A 15,514-nucleotide genomic window follows, 5' to 3' on the forward strand; every position below is an offset into this window, starting at 1 on the left:
AAAATAGCTATTTTGCACTTTTGTTTTAAAAAAGAATAAAGTGAAAGTCTGTATCGCAGAAAAACCTAGTGTAGCCCGCGAAATTGCCTCTGTTTTAGGTGCAAATACAAAACACGATGGGTATTATGAAGGCAATGGTTATGCGGTAACCTATACTTTTGGGCACTTATGTACGCTTAAAGAGCCTAATGATTATAAATCTTATTGGAAAAGTTGGGACTTAAATAACTTGCCTATGTTGCCTGAAAAGTTTGAAACTAAAGTGGTTGCAAACTCGGGAATTCAAAAGCAATTCAAAATTGTAAAAAGTCTATTCGATAAAGCCGAAGTGGTTATAAATTGTGGTGATGCGGGGCAAGAAGGGGAGCTCATTCAACGTTGGGTAATGAATGAAGCTAATTATAAAGGCGAAGTACAGCGCTTATGGATTTCGTCGTTAACTACCGAAGCTATTAAAGAAGGTTTCCAAAATCTAAAACCAGCAACAGATTACGATAATTTATATTATGCAGGATTTTCTAGAGCCATTGGAGATTGGCTTTTAGGAATGAACGCCACTAGATTATACACTGTAAAACATGGTGGTTACAAACAAGTATTATCTGTTGGTCGTGTGCAAACACCAACGTTGGCTATGGTTGTTAATCGTTTTAAAGAAATAGAAAATTTTAAACCACAACCGTATTGGGAATTACAAACACTTTATAGAAATACACTTTTTAGTTATGAAGAGGGGCGCTTTCTTAAAAAGGAAGATGGCGAAGCTTTGTCAAATAAAGTAAAAGAAAGTAATTTTGAGATTGAATCTATTACCAAAAAGAAAGGAAAAGAATACGCCCCTAAACTCTTCGATTTAACAGGCTTGCAAGTGTATTGTAATACGAAATTTGGATTTTCGGCAGATGAAACCCTAAAGATTGTTCAGAGGTTGTACGAGCAAAAGGTAGTTACTTACCCTAGAGTAGATACTACGTTTTTACCAAATGATGTATATCCTAAAGTTGCAGGTATTCTTCAAAAGCTAACAAATTATTCAAAACTAACGCAGCCACTTTTAGGAAAAAAAATAAAAAAGTCTTCCAAAGTTTTTAATGATAAAAAAGTGACTGATCACCATGCGATTATTCCAACGGGGATTCAAATTAATTTGCAATACAACCAGCAACAAGTTTACGATATTATTGTAAAACGGTTTATTGCTGTTTTTTATGATGAATGTATTGTGTCAAATACCACGGTTTTAGGTAGTGCTTCAAAAGTAGTTTTTAAAACCACGGGAAAAGAAATTTTGGAAAAAGGTTGGCGTATCGTATTTGAAAATCCAAATGCAAAAGAAAAAGAATCTGGGATTTTACCAGCTTTTGAAAAGGGAGAAAAGGGGCCGCATGAACCCTCGTTTTTAGAAAAAGAAACCAAACCACCAAACCAGTTTACAGAAGCCTCTTTGCTACGTGCTATGGAAACAGCAGGAAAGCAAGTTGATGACGAAGAATTACGCGATTTAATGAAAGAAAATGGTATTGGAAGACCATCTACACGGGCTAATATTATTGAAACCCTTTTTAAAAGAAAATATATAAAACGCAATAAAAAGCAGGTGTTGCCAACGATTACTGGTATTCAGTTGATTGGCACGATTCAAAATAAACTACTAAAATCTGCAGAATTAACAGGCTCGTGGGAAAAACAATTAAAGGATATTGAAAAGGGCGAGTTTAGCGCAGGTGCCTTTATAAAAAACATGAAACGTATGGTTGATGCTTTGGTGTACGAAGTGCGTAGCGAAACCAAACGTGCCAATATTTCGCAGGCTACAGTAATTAAAAATAGAACTGCAAAAACTGCAGCAGTAAAACAAGCAGGAATTGTTGCAGAGGGTTGCCCTAAATGTAAAAAAGGACAACTTTTAAAAGGAAATACAGCCTATGGCTGCAATGCTTATAAATTAGGTTGTGATTTTGTGTTGCCTTTTAAGTTTTTAGATAAAAAAATTTCTGAAAAACAGTTTGTTAGGCTGCTAAAAAAAGGAAGTACAGTTAATTTGAAAGGCTTTAAAACAGAAACAGGAACTGTTGAAGGTTTGTTGCGTTTTGATAATGATTTTAAATTAAAATTAGAACCCAAAAAAACTTCTACTAAAGGGAAAACAGACGAATTATTTTGTCCTAAATGTAAAAAAGGAACCATTATAAAAGGTAAAACTGCCTATGGTTGTACTGGTTATAAAACGGGATGTGATTTTAAAATGACTTTTGATGCTGTAAGAGAAAAAATAAACGGACAAGCACCTACAAAAGAGCTTGTACATAAAATTTTAAATGGAAGCGTTTAAAGTAAATCATAAACATTTTATTATTTACAAACCTTATGGGTATTTAAGCCAGTTTATTAGTAATGCTAATAAACAACGCAATAAAAAATTTCTTGGAGAGCTTTATAATTTTCCTGAAAACGCCATGGCAATTGGTCGTTTAGACGAAAAATCGGAAGGGTTGTTATTAATCACTACAGATGGTAAAATGAGCGATTTTGTAAATAGTCAAAAAGTAGAAAAGGAATATTATGCACAAGTTGATGGTGATATTTCTACAAAAGTGATTGAGCAATTAAAGTTAGGTGTTAAAATTGGTTTTAATGGCACAAAGTATAAAACAAAACCCTGTAAGGTTTTTAAATTGAGTGATATACCAGATTTACCGAAGCGTTCTAAAAAAATTAGAGATGGAAGGCATGGTCCAACATCTTGGATATCAATTACGTTAAACGAAGGGAAGTTTCGTCAAGTTAGAAAAATGACATCAGCAGTTGGGTTTCCTACATTGCGACTAGTTAGAATTAGAGTTGGTAATATTAACCTTGGCGCGATGCAAGTTGGCGATGTTATTGAAGTTGATGAGTTCTTTTAAGTTTCTAATCGTTTAAGTTCTTTGTAATTTCTATTTAAGTGCTTTAATAAAATGCCATAAATTAACCAGTAAAACAATAGCAAAATACCAATTACAGTAGCCAAAATTAAAATGCTAACAATAATAATAGCTGCATAAAATTTAAAAACCTCTCCATTTGCTGATGCTTGTTGTAGTTTGGTTCCAATATCTGCATCATGATTTAGCGTGTATGATGCCCCTAGAATAGTACCAATAACAAGAGAAGCTAAATTGAATATAACATAATATTTTACTGTTTTTCTTGTTTTTAAAATATTCTCCATTAAGGCTTTTGAGTTGTCTGTTGCAGATATGTTTTTGTAATTTTTATAGAATAAATAAAAGAAATATATAAGAATTAGATAGCTAACAATGGTTATTGGAATTAATATATGATCCATATTTAATTCTTCCATTTTTCCAGATAAAGATGAGCCTTTGAAAAACAAAGAAATAATTATCCAAAAGGCGAATTCAAGTAAGCTTATAATAAAGATCCATTTTACAATGGAAGACGATTTTTTTAATATCATCTTATAAATTTCATCATAAGATAATTTAGGAAACTTATTATCATCCTTTTTCCAATCTTTTTTTAATAAATCTAATTCATCCATAATGTTACGGATTTAGTATGGTTCTTAGTTTTGTTTTAATTCTATTCATCTTCACACGCGCATTTACTTCACTAATACCTAATGTTTCACTTATTTCTTTATAATCTTTGTCTTCCAAATACAAGAAAACAAGGGCTTTTTCAATGTCATTTAACCTATGTACCGCTTTGTAAAGCACTTTTAACTGTTGTTCTTCGGTGTCATCATAATCTTCAGCCTTTATTTTAAACTCAACGCCTTCAAAATTTTGAGTGCTTATTCGGCGTTTCGATTTTCTGTAAAGTGTAATTGCTGTATTTAATCCAACACGATACATCCAAGTGCTAAATTTAGCATCACCACGAAATTTCGGGTAGGCTTTCCAAAGTTGTATGGTTATCTCTTGAAATAAATCGTTATGTGCATCGTAATTATTAGTATACAAACGGCAAACTTTGTGTACAATATTTTGATGCTTTTCTAGCAATTCAACAAAACTATGTTCTAGTTCTTTATTCAATTTGATGGTTTAGTTACACATGTAAGTAGCTTAAACATTTAAAATGTTACAGCAACTTAAAACAATATTTTTAATTACAGAAAAAAATCAAAATTGTTTTTTAATGCCAAAAACAATAAATAATTGAGCAATTGAGTAGGTAAACATAATACTAATGTTTGAAAAAGGCAATGGACTATAAAATTTATTTAGCGCCAATAAACTATCTGAAGTTATAAAAAAAAGGGCACCTAAAAAAACTAAAATAAAACTGTTTTTTGGCACACTTCCCTCTCTGTAAAAGGCTGTAATTGCCATTAATAAAATAACTAACATGTACACAACAACAGGTAATAATAAATCGCCTACTCCATCCTTTAAAAAATAAAATAAAGTTGTTGCATAAATGAGTAAAAAAACAGAGAAATAAAATATATTTTTTGAGTTGTTTTTATGCTTCAAAAAAATTAAAATATACATAATATGCGCTATTAAAAATGCAACCAAACCACTTGCAAGAAAGGTAACAGATATGGTGTCAAACATTAAAAGCACGTCGCCAAACAATGAAAATGTTAATGCTAAAAGCGTTAACCATTTTGTTTTTGCATCGAGATGTTTGCAATACTTTAAAAAGAATAAAATAAGAGATAATAAAATTAAAGGTTTTGTAAAATAATGATACGTGGTTAAACTTTTAAACGACACACAAATTAATTCTGCAATAACAATAATTGAGAAAATTAATGCGAATATTTTTTCTTTTTTGCTGAGCATTTAATAATCAATTTATTCAAATATATTCAATTCATCATTAAAATTTTACAATTCGGTTAGATTTAGTTTTTTCAAAACAAGTTAGTTTTCAGCTCAAATTATTATAAACAGAAAAGTTGCAATTCTTTTTTGTTGGTTTCTTTTGGACAATTAGTGAGGATAAAAAGAGTAATAGTTAGATAATTTGTAGGGTTTGTTTAACGGTTTGACATTAAGCGTAGTAAGATAGAAATTAAAACTTGCTTTTCGGTTAAATTATTGGCAAGTAAAATTTTTTTGGGTCAAGTAAATCGGCCCTTATTACACTTATGCATTGTTGTTATGTTGTTGTTTCTAAAAGTTTGAGTAAATTTAGTAAGTGTTTTGTAGCCCAGACAAACTAAACTTACATTGTAATTTTCACTAAGTATTTACTCGTTATAAATAAGTTGTTGCTAAAGTCTAATTTTTTGATTCAATTGAGTTTATCTCTTAATATTAAATAAGTTAATGTGTGTTGTTTTTACTTTTAAAATACTATTTTTTGAAGAGATTTATAAACCATTGAAAGTAAATATAAGATGTATTGTTCTATCATTCGCACCAAATGAGTAATGTCCACTAGCTATATACTCATTATTTGAATTTCCTCCAATAGAAATCAATCTAAATTGAGTTGAATTATACGGTATAATAACAGCACTACTATAATAGCCACTTGCTGTATTTATATTTACTGTTGTTGGTAATGCATAAGCACCTACAATACTGTTGCTAAGTACACTAGTACCCGTATATGTTGTATGTTTAGCAGTGTCAAATTGTAATCCATTAGGTAGTGTAAAAAGGTAAGTGCCACTACCGTTTGATGCTCCAGAATTGGAGTCAGCTGCATATATCATTTTAACCTCTATTTCTCCATTAGGAAGAATGCGATGACTAGCTATATCAAATTGACGAGTAGTAGCTTTTGTTGGATTTGTACCTGTACTAGATATTTGGAACCCTGCAGAATCATTTACCCAACTACCTGTACCACTTGTATTAATACGATTCCAAGCATTAGCATCCCAATAATAAAATCCCTTTATATAACCGTTAACCGAATCATCCACTGTTAAATATACTAATTGACCATTTTGAGAGCCTGAGACACCTAATGAATTTACGCGAGGCACTAAAACACCATCAGAACCAGTAACAGCTCCTAAGTGGTTAGTAGCTCTAATGTCTAGTGTAGTTTGTGGTGTGGTTGTACCAATACCAACTTGAGCAAAGGTTAAGTTAGATATTGCTATTAACATTATTGTTATAAATGTATTTATAACTTCTAATTTTTTACACATCTTTAAAATATTTTGATCTTTATACTATTTGTTTCTTAATATAATGATGTTAAGCGTTAATCAAATTTAATTAATTTTTCTTACATAATCATGTTCTTTAAGCTCTTATTTAAAGTTAAGCTTAACATGACAAAAGTCATAGTATTTGGCTTGATATTAATATACTTTTAGAAGTATAAAATGTGTGAGTCATGAAACCTAAAAAGAATCCAGAATTAGAGATAGGACGCCATAGTAGCCTGTACTTTGCTATAGGTTTAAATGTGATGCTGTTTTTGTCTTGGCAAGCTTTAGAGTATAAAACTTACGATAAAGAACTTGTAACTATTGATGTGTTAAGTATTGATGAGGAATTAGATGAAGATATTCCTATTGTTAATATTGATGCACCACCACCACCGCCACCACCCGCTGTAATACAAGAAGCTATTACAATTGTTGAAGATGTAGAAGAAGTTGAAGAAACTATAATTGAAAGTACCGAAGCAAACCAATCTGATGCTCTTGAAGAACGTATTGTAGCCGTTAGCGATGTTGATGTTGAAGAAGTAGAAGAAGATGTTGAAGTGCCATTTGCAGCCATTGAGAATGTTCCTGTTTTTCCGGGTTGTGAAGGTCAACCAAAGAAAAAAATGAAAGATTGTTTTCAGAAAAAAATTCAAGAGCACATTGTAAAGAATTTTAAATACCCAGACGTTGCTTTAGATATGAGTATACAAGGTCGAGTGTCTGTAATATTTGTTATAGATTCTAAAGGGCATACAACCAATGTAAGGTCAAGAGGTCCAGATAAGGTCTTAGAAACCGAAGCCGAAAGAATTATTGGCTTACTACCAAAAATGACACCTGGTAATCAACGTGGCAAACCTGTAAAAGTAAGTTATGCTGTACCTATATTTTTTAAGCTATATGAAAGATAAAAAGGCTTATTAAATGGTTTTATATCAATGTAAAAAAAGGCGCCCTATTTTTTTAGGTTGCCTTTTTTAGTTTTAATTTTACCTATTAACGTAAGTTCAATATAATTTATCTTTAAAATGCCTGTCATTCATCAAATTAATTGTCTATGTCAGGTTGAGCGCAGTCGAAACCTAAAAAGAATTCTAGTTTTTGAAAAACCTTTCGACTGCGCTCAAGGAGACAACTGTTAATTTATTGGCAATTTATATGAATACATAAAATTATTGTATCGAACTCAAGTTAATTAATAATTACAGAATAACATTTCATCCCTAAATAATAACAATTTGGCAAGTCGGTTTTTAAATAATCGAGCTTTTGCTTGATATTTGCTTCATAATTAAAAAATAATATCAATGAAACATCTAATTATAATAATCTATTTAATTTTTATAAATATAACTATGGGGTTTGCACAAGAAGATAGTGTAAACGAGATAGTAGTAAATATTTCGAATTTAAGTAGTAATAAAGGCCAAGTTTTAGTGGGGCTTTACAACACTGAAAAAAGTTTTTTAGGAAATGGGTTTAAATATTTTAAAACTAAAATAGAAAACAATAGTTGTAAAGTTGTTTTTAAAGATATTCCAAATGGTACTTATGCCATTTCGTTTTATCACGATGAAAACGAAAACAATAAAATGGATACTAATTTTATAGGTATTCCTAAAGAAGATTATGGTTGCTCAAACAATGCTAAGGGTTTTATGGGACCACCAAGATGGAAAGACGCAAAATTCCAAATTCATAACGAAACAATCACACAAAATATTAAACTTTAAAAAAGAGAAAAAATGAAACATTTAATAATCATAGCAACACTTTTAGTGTCTGGAATAGTATCAGCTCAGAGTAATTAAGAAAAAGGCATGCAAAAAGCATTTCAGCTTTAGGGAAGTAATCAATCAACTGAAGCATCAAATTTATTTGAACGTATTGCAAAAGCAGAACCAGATAATTGGTTACCACTATATTATATATTACGCAGCACAAATTAATATTGTTACTAGTTTTGGCGAAAAGGATGTAGAAAAACTTTCAGCACAACTTAAAAAAGCACAAAATTTAATTTATTAACTAGTGTGTTTTGTAACAAAAAGCAAAGGCTTACGTCAAATAATTGAATCATCAATTAAATAAATCAATACATGAGTATCTGGAGAGTTTTGCTTTCAATTATTTGTCCGCCTTTAGCAGTTATAGATAAGGGTTGTGGCTCTATATTAATCACTTTTTTATTATGGCTTTGTGGCTGGGTACCCGGTGTTATTGCTGCGCTGGTTATTATTAATAATCCAAATCGATAACATATAAAAATATCGTAATTTTGCACTCTATGAATAAGACAATAGAACTGCAAGATTTAGGCAATAAAGACTACAAACAAACTTGGGATTACCAAGAGCAGTTGTTTAAAGGCATTGTAGATACTAAAATTAAAAACAGACGAGAAGATGCTGGGTTAGAAACTAAAAACTATTTTTTGTTTGTAGAGCATCCGCATGTTTATACCTTGGGTAAGAGTGGCGACTTTTCTAATTTACTTGTTTCAGAAACCGAATTAAAAGAAAAAAACGCCACCTTTTATAAAGTAAATAGAGGAGGAGATATAACCTATCATGGTCCTGGGCAAGTAGTTGGTTACCCTATTTTAGACTTAGATAATTTTTTTACCGATATACATAAATATCTACGCTTTTTAGAAGAAATGATAATTTTAACCCTTGCCGAATACGGTTTAAAAGCTGAAAGAAGTAAAGGCGAAACAGGTGTTTGGTTAGATGTTGGAACACCATTTGCCCGTAAAATTTGCGCCATGGGTGTACGTGCTAGTCGATGGGTAACTATGCATGGTTTTGCACTTAATGTAAACGCTAATTTGGGCTATTTTGACCTTATGATACCTTGTGGTATTCGAGGTAAGGCGGTTACTTCTTTAAATGTAGAACTTGGTGTAAAAGAAGTTTCTATGGAAGAAGTAAAAGAAAAATTGCTAAAACATTTTAAAGCACTTTTTGAAGCTAAGCTTATAAAAAATGAAAATAAAGCGCTTTTTTAAAATACTGCTATTAGTATGCTTATTCCTTTATCAATGATTCTTACTGGTTTTTTAAGTATTATTTATCATATAAAAACTTTAAAACATTATAGTTTGAATTTTGTTTATAAAGATTTTAAGGATGCTGTTTTATGGATAGGTAACTTACTCTTAGCTATATCTATTTTTACAATGGCTTTCTTTATGTTGTTTGCTATATATAGTCTTAATGAAGTAGACTTAAGCTTCGAATTTATTTATATGTTTATTTTTTGTGGTATTATTTTATTACTAGGAGTAACGCTAATTTTGGAAGAAAGATTATTATATAGAAAATATGTTTTTTTTAAAGAACAATCCAGAATAAATAAGATTGATGATATTTCAGGCCATAAGGGTGATAATCTTTAAGTTTTTAGCACAAGACTCTAGTCGTAATTACCAAGAGGCTTCTTTTTAGAATAATTAATGCCTAAATCGTTAGTTCTTACTTCTTTTAGTTTTTTTGCTAATTTCTTTTTAAACTTCACCACAACTTTGGCATAATTTGGATTGTGGGCTAAATTGGTAAACTGTTTTGGGTCGTTTTCCATATCAAAAAGCTCCATACCTGCTGAAGCATCTTCGTTGTATTGAATATAAGCCCATTTATCATCTCGTAATAAAAAGGTTTTCCCGCCTTGCGATACACTAAATGCCATATCTCTAACTTTCTTTTTAGGCTTATCAATGGTTTTTACTAAGCTTTTTCCTTGTATGTGTTTTGAAGGTTTTAAACCTGCTAATTCAGAAATGGTTGGATATAAATCAATCAGCTCTACAAACGAGTTGCAAACAGCTGCTTTTTTACCAGGAACCTTTATAATCAATGGAACTCTAACCGATTCTTCATGTAAACTCACTTTCATCCAAAAATTATGCTCGCCTAAATGAAACCCATGATCGGAAGTGAAAATAACAATGGTATTAGCTTCTAAACCTTCATCTTTAAGTGTTTTTAATACTTTGCCTACTTGCGCATCCATATACGATACCGATGCATAATAGGCAGCAATTGCTTTTTTTTCTTGTTCTAAATTCATTTGTGCGTTAACACTAGTAACGTAATTAATACCTCGTTTTGGTATATCGTCCCAATCGCCATCAACTTTTTTGGGTAGTGTTACCTCGCTAAACGGATAGGGTTCAAAATACGGTTTAGGTGCCACAAAAGGTACATGAGGACGCACAAAACCAACAGCTAAAAAGAAAGGTTCGTTTTTGTGTTTTTTAATAAGTTCTGAGACTTTTTTAGCTGTTTTTCCATCTGAGTGAACTAAATCATCGCCGTCAGCTTTTACAATAGTCATAACATTTCCGCCTTTTCTTTCAATTTTCCCATCAGGGTTTCCTTGAACCAATTCTGCATCACCAATGGCTTTCCATTCAGGTCCTTGACTGTTAAAACGTTCAGTCCATGAGGCTTCATCATCTTGTCCGTTCGAGCCTGTTTCAATATCAATAGGAACACCCATATGATAAATTTTACTCACTCTAGCTGTATAATAGCCATTGTCTTTAAATAATTGAGACCATGTTTTTCTTTCGTTTCCAATATTTTTTCTACCACTTACATAGCCAAAAGTAGTGGTGGCGTTTGGGTAGTAACCCGACATAAAAGACGCTCGAGATGGCCCACAAACAGGATATTGCGTATAAGCTTTAGTGTATTTAACACCTTCTGAAGCAAGTTTATCAATGTTTGGTGTATGGCATGCTTTATTTTCGTAAGATGAGACTGCGGTTGCTGTTAAATCATCAGAAATAATAAACAGTATGTTTGGTTTTTTGTTTTGAGAAAATATGGTTATACTGAATAAAAAGAGTAAAAGAAAGGTGAGTTGTTTCATGTTTATTAGCAGGTTAATTTAGCTGTATTTATAAAGTTTTGTTTCAATAAACTTTATAGAATGTTATACAAATTTCGTTTTTTTTTATAATTTCAAGTTATTAAACCCACATTATGCTTTAGAGATTAGAATTGTTAATTTTAAAATTTCACAAAGCATTGATGTGTAGTTCATTGTAATGCATCTTTCTATTGCATAATTCAGGTTAAAAGACTTTTGGGCAACGGAGTCCTCCTTTAGGTTCATTATGGTGGCTTATAATCTTATGAGTTTGTTTAGGTATAGAAAGATGTTAAAGATAGCTTTATCTACGCAAAAAAAGACCTTGGATGGACGGATTATTCTCCCAAATTAATAATTTAAGCCCACCTTTTGTTTATTCCTAATGCATAATTCGGGTTTAAATATTGAATAGCATTTTTAGTATTAGATTAAAAAACGAGTGAAAAGTTTAAATTATATTTAAAAATTAACCCGAATGCTAACGTTTGGTGTAATACCTAAGGATTGGTTTTCTACTTTGTTAACCATATTATCAGAATCTAAAGTGTAGTAGGCGTTAATTATGTTTTTCTGATTAAAAATATTCCATATTGAAGCACCAACAATAGCACGCGCCGTGTCTGAAACATCGAAAGCGTAGGTTGCAGAACAATCTGCACGCAAATAATCGTCTAAGTTACTATCGTTAGGTGAGGCGTATGTAATAACATTGTCATCTGGATTGTCATTTGCGTAATCTGGTAACGTAGTAGGTTTTCCAGAGTGCCAATTTAAACCCAATGCAAGCTTAACATCATTATAGGTGTAAACTCCAGAAAGCGATATAGCATGACGAATATCGGCATTGTTAGGAAACGGATTGCCATTATTTAAATCTGGAAATGTGTAATCGTTTTTACTGTAAGAATAACTTAGCCATGTGCTAACAACATTGTTAAACTGTTTGTTTACCAAAAAGTCGATGCCTTTAATTTGATAGCTACCAACACTATTTACAAATTGATATTGGTTTTGAAACCCTTGACTACGCGTAGTAATACCATCCACCTTTTTGAGATAACCTTCGGCACTAATTAGTAATTTATTTTTGTTGAAATGAATACCCGCTGAAGCTTGCTTGCTTTTTAAAATAGGAACGGGATAAATATTTTTGTTATTTATAACTTCAGTATCTGTTTCATTATTAGATAATATCCAACGTCGGTTTTCAATACCTAAAAAATCATTTTGCAAATCGATGATTTGAGTTGTAGTTTGACTTTTAAGTTCACCTAATAACTCAAGCCTGAAATTATTTAAAAAGCGTTGACTAAAGCTTAATCGAGGCTCAAAAAGCGTTGTGCTAAAATTTGGAAAGTAGTTTACTCGATTACCAAGATTTAATTTGGTTTTAGCATCGTTTGATAAAAACGCCCCTTCTACATAAAGTGAATGACTGCGAACAACATCTTTAATATAACTTCTGAAAATAGGATTGTTAACATCTTCTAAATTACTAATGCCTACTTCAATAAATTGATAGCCACCATTAAATTTAAAATTACTGTTGGGCTTGTAATTTATATCTAGTTTTGCTGAGCCATCAATAACTTTGTTTTCTTGAATTAAGCGTTGTTGATTTATAACATCAAAATTAGTAGCATCCAAATCGTATTTGGTAACATAAACTTGTGCTGTAGTTGAAAGATTTGAGCTCCAATCTCTTGTATACGAAAACCCAAATGCTGAGTTTTGCTGAGATAATTTGCTGTTTAAAGCTTCATTTCTATCATTAATATTGGCTTGTTCTTCGTAATCTAATTTATTATTTGCATTAAAAAAATGAAGTCTTATTTTATCTTTTTCTGTAATATCGTATAAGAATTTTGCGGTTATATCATAAAAATAAAACGATTCATTTTTATCGATAGCATCATCATTTAAGCTAAAATTTGTTAAATCGGAATCTTGAAAAACACGTTTTTTATAAAGGTCGTAAGTTGGTGTGGTTACTAAATCTGTAACCGAACGACGTGTAGAAATTTGCAATTCGGTATTATGAGTTAATGGAATTTTAGCAAAAACATCGGCATTTATTAAATTAAATCCACCACCAGCTTTAAAAGTGTTATCAATTTCATTGGGCATTTGCATATCAATAATACTAGAAATACCATCACCATACTTTGCTGGTGTGCCGTTTTTTGAAACGTTAACTTGTTTTGTAGTGTATGGATTAAAAGCCGAAATTAATCCGAAAAAATGCCCCGATTGATACATTTTAATACCATCCCAAAGCAATAAATTCTGATCGTGTGTGCCACCGCGAATATTAATGTTAGACACAGTTTCATCAATACTTAAAACTCCAGGAAGCGACTGTATGGTTTGTAAGACATCGGGTTCTATTAACCCTGGAAGTATCCCAAAGGTTTCGGGTTTTATAGTAACTTTACCATCATTTAATTTTGTAATACCAGTGGTTAAGTAATTAGTTATTATAACTTCGTCTAGCCGTTGTGTATTGGTAAACGATTTATCTCTTTTACGTGCTTTTATGGCAATAAATCGATTATTTAATAACTCAAAATCTAGTTTAGTTTCTTTTTTTAGAAAATCTAATACCGCTTCTAGCGTTAAATTTTCGTCTGGAATAGCTGTTTTTTTATCTTTAATAGTAGCATCAGCATAAGAAAAACTAATGTTGTATCTGGTTTCAATAATTTTTAAAACTATGGCAAGAGTCTGTTTTTCTTTTTGAACAGTTTGAGAACTTAAAGTCAAAATATTCAAAAAAAACAATAGTATAAAGATAGAAAGTGTACCTTTTCTACTCACGCTTTAATGTTATAGAATTATTGTCTTTACTATGTGTTAAGTGTAAAGGTACGGTAATGTTTTTTATTGCAACATCAATATTGTTATGAGGGAAACCAACAGTAACGAGCTCATCAGAATTTATATTTAAAAGCGTAATATTTACATGATATTGTCTTTCAAATTCTGCAATAACTTCTTTAAAAGGAAGACTTTTAAATTGACTTTCGTTATTTAACCACGAAGGTGTTAAGCGATTTTCTTTTTCTTTAGCAATTATTTTCCCATCGATAATTAAAAAACTGTCACCAGGTTTTAATTTGGTTTCTTGGGTGTTGTATGTAACGCCAACTAATCCTTCGTAGCAAATAACCTCAAAATAATTGTCCCGTTGTTTTACATTAAATTGAGTACCATAAACCGTTACGGTTCCTGATTTTGTAATAACATTAAATGTAGAGCCTTTGGCAACTTTAAAAAAAGCTTCGCCATTAAGTTCTACTTCGCGCTCTTGTTTCCAATCTTTTTTATTAAATACTAACAACGATTTAGCATTAAGCGAAACACTTGAAGCGTCTGGTAATTCTATAGTAGTTTTTTGAGCAAATTGAGTAGTAATAGTAGTATCTAAAGTGGTTGTGTAATAGTATAAACTAAAACAAACAGCAAGTATAGCGGCAACACGCATTAATGGTTTTATCCAATGTGTAGTTTGCTTTTTAGTGCTTTTAATTTTAGATAATACCTTATCTAACTCTGCCGAAGTATTATAATCTTCAGCCTTAAAAGCTTGCAAGCTGTTATTTAACTTCGCTAAATCATCGTAATCTTCAAGGTTTTTAAATGCCTCAAATTCCTGATCATTTAGATCGTTATTTAACCATTTCGATATGAGTTCTTCTCTATTCATGATTTCGTATTCAATTATATAACAGTTAACTTTTATTTTTTCCTACCCTTGTTTTTAAAAAAGTTCAAAATTTAATATTTAACGTTCAAGATTATGCTGTTTGATTTTGAATTTTAAACTCAAAATATTGAACTTAAAGTTCCTTAATATCTTCCCTTAATTTTTTCAAAGCACCATAAATACGTTTTTCAACCGCTTTGGTCGAGATGTCTAAAAGTTCAGCAATTTCTTTAAAACGCTTTCCTTCAACTCTATTCATCATAAAAGCTACGCGCTGTGGTTCGGTTAAATTAGCTAAGGCTTTTTGTAACTTGTCATTATACTCTGCTTCCTGCATTAAAAATTCAGGGCTTTCGTTGGTAGACATTTTGGGTTTTGTTTGCTGGTGTTTTAATACCACTTTTTGGTGCGCTGCTTCATTCAACATTAAATTATTTGCGGTAGTAAACACAAAACTTTTTGCTTTATCAGGCGAAATTTTGGCACAGTTTTGCCAAAGCTTAATAAAAGCTTCCTGCACTTTATCTTTTGGGTTTAACAATGCACCAAACTTATAGTATAAAAAGTTATGCAAATCCTTAGAGTGTTTATTAAATATGGAAGAAAAAAGGCGTTCCTCGCAAATATTATTGTGTAATTGTTTACCCATTGTAATTGGTGCTTAATGCTACTAAAATACCTTTTTTGGAGTTTAGATTTTGATTTTTTTTGGAATTTTTTTGATGTTGAGGGTAGGAATTTTTAAAGTTATCCTGTTTTATATTCAAAATGCTATGTTTAACCCAAATTTTAAT

Annotated in this window: 15 protein-coding genes; 7 read left to right on the top strand and 8 right to left on the bottom strand. The window is 31.2% G+C overall.

Annotated features, from left to right (window positions below; translation table 11 throughout):
- The first annotated feature begins 40 nt into the window (after positions 1-40).
- Both L3X37_RS12800 and L3X37_RS12805 read left to right on the top strand, forming a co-directional pair.
- The gene (locus L3X37_RS12800) at positions 41-2,332 is read left to right on the top strand and encodes a DNA topoisomerase 3 (RefSeq protein ID WP_237240570.1); all 2,292 of its coding nucleotides are present in this window, start codon (positions 41-43) and stop codon (positions 2,330-2,332) included.
- On the top strand, positions 2,319-2,906 hold the full coding sequence (locus L3X37_RS12805) for a pseudouridine synthase (protein ID WP_237240571.1): 588 nt from the start codon (positions 2,319-2,321) through the stop codon (positions 2,904-2,906). Before L3X37_RS12800 ends, L3X37_RS12805 begins: the two co-directional genes overlap by 14 nt.
- Here L3X37_RS12805 and L3X37_RS12810 read toward each other — a convergent pair.
- The 4 genes from L3X37_RS12810 to L3X37_RS12825 all read right to left on the bottom strand — a co-directional run bounded on the left by L3X37_RS12810 (position 2,903) and on the right by L3X37_RS12825 (position 6,124).
- Complete coding sequence (locus tag L3X37_RS12810; RefSeq protein ID WP_237240572.1) at positions 2,903-3,544, bottom strand: DUF8845 family protein; 642 nt, start codon at positions 3,542-3,544, stop codon at positions 2,903-2,905. The two genes, L3X37_RS12805 and L3X37_RS12810, sit on opposite strands and share 4 nt — an antisense overlap.
- Positions 3,545-3,548: 4 nt before the next feature.
- Positions 3,549-4,043, bottom strand: coding sequence for an RNA polymerase sigma factor (locus tag L3X37_RS12815; RefSeq protein ID WP_237240573.1), 495 nt, complete (start codon positions 4,041-4,043; stop codon positions 3,549-3,551).
- Positions 4,044-4,130: 87 nt separating this feature from the next.
- A complete protein-coding gene (locus tag L3X37_RS12820; RefSeq protein ID WP_237240574.1) occupies positions 4,131-4,799 on the bottom strand; it encodes a lysoplasmalogenase in 669 nt (222 codons plus the stop codon).
- Positions 4,800-5,332: 533 nt separating this feature from the next.
- Positions 5,333-6,124, bottom strand: coding sequence for a phage tail-like protein (locus L3X37_RS12825; RefSeq protein ID WP_237240575.1), 792 nt, complete (start codon positions 6,122-6,124; stop codon positions 5,333-5,335).
- A 191-nt stretch (positions 6,125-6,315) separates the two neighbouring features.
- Here L3X37_RS12825 and L3X37_RS12830 point away from each other — a divergent pair, with 191 nt between their 5' ends.
- The 5 genes from L3X37_RS12830 to L3X37_RS12850 all read left to right on the top strand — a co-directional run bounded on the left by L3X37_RS12830 (position 6,316) and on the right by L3X37_RS12850 (position 9,533).
- A complete protein-coding gene (locus L3X37_RS12830) occupies positions 6,316-7,044 on the top strand; it encodes an energy transducer TonB (RefSeq protein ID WP_237240576.1) in 729 nt (242 codons plus the stop codon).
- A gap of 396 nt (positions 7,045-7,440) precedes the next feature.
- Positions 7,441-7,866: a DUF2141 domain-containing protein gene (locus tag L3X37_RS12835; protein WP_237240577.1), complete on the top strand. Its 426-nt coding sequence runs from the start codon at positions 7,441-7,443 to the stop codon at positions 7,864-7,866.
- 366 nt (positions 7,867-8,232) lie between these two features.
- Positions 8,233-8,391: a YqaE/Pmp3 family membrane protein gene (locus L3X37_RS12840; RefSeq protein WP_237240578.1), complete on the top strand. Its 159-nt coding sequence runs from the start codon at positions 8,233-8,235 to the stop codon at positions 8,389-8,391.
- Positions 8,392-8,420: 29 nt separating this feature from the next.
- On the top strand, positions 8,421-9,143 hold the full coding sequence (gene lipB / locus L3X37_RS12845) for a lipoyl(octanoyl) transferase LipB (protein ID WP_237240579.1): 723 nt from the start codon (positions 8,421-8,423) through the stop codon (positions 9,141-9,143).
- A 15-nt stretch (positions 9,144-9,158) separates the two neighbouring features.
- Positions 9,159-9,533 (top strand): hypothetical protein, encoded by a 375-nt coding sequence (locus L3X37_RS12850; RefSeq protein ID WP_237240580.1) that lies wholly within the window; start codon positions 9,159-9,161, stop codon positions 9,531-9,533.
- A 17-nt stretch (positions 9,534-9,550) separates the two neighbouring features.
- On the opposite strand, the gene L3X37_RS12855 is transcribed toward L3X37_RS12850, so the two are convergent.
- From L3X37_RS12855 to L3X37_RS12870, 4 genes are all read right to left on the bottom strand, one after another.
- A complete protein-coding gene (locus L3X37_RS12855; protein WP_237240581.1) occupies positions 9,551-11,011 on the bottom strand; it encodes a sulfatase in 1,461 nt (486 codons plus the stop codon).
- A gap of 462 nt (positions 11,012-11,473) precedes the next feature.
- A complete protein-coding gene (locus tag L3X37_RS12860; RefSeq protein WP_237240582.1) occupies positions 11,474-13,831 on the bottom strand; it encodes a TonB-dependent receptor plug domain-containing protein in 2,358 nt (785 codons plus the stop codon).
- Positions 13,824-14,720 (bottom strand): FecR family protein, encoded by an 897-nt coding sequence (locus tag L3X37_RS12865; protein WP_237240583.1) that lies wholly within the window; start codon positions 14,718-14,720, stop codon positions 13,824-13,826. The genes L3X37_RS12860 and L3X37_RS12865 overlap by 8 nt, the downstream gene beginning before the upstream one ends.
- Before the next feature lie 133 nt (positions 14,721-14,853).
- A complete protein-coding gene (locus L3X37_RS12870) occupies positions 14,854-15,369 on the bottom strand; it encodes an RNA polymerase sigma factor (protein ID WP_237240584.1) in 516 nt (171 codons plus the stop codon).
- Positions 15,370-15,514: the final 145 nt, after the last annotated feature.

The sequence above is a fragment of the Wocania arenilitoris genome, assembly GCF_021728535.1.
GTDB classification, from domain to species: Bacteria; Bacteroidota; Bacteroidia; order Flavobacteriales; family Flavobacteriaceae; genus Wocania_A; species Wocania_A arenilitoris.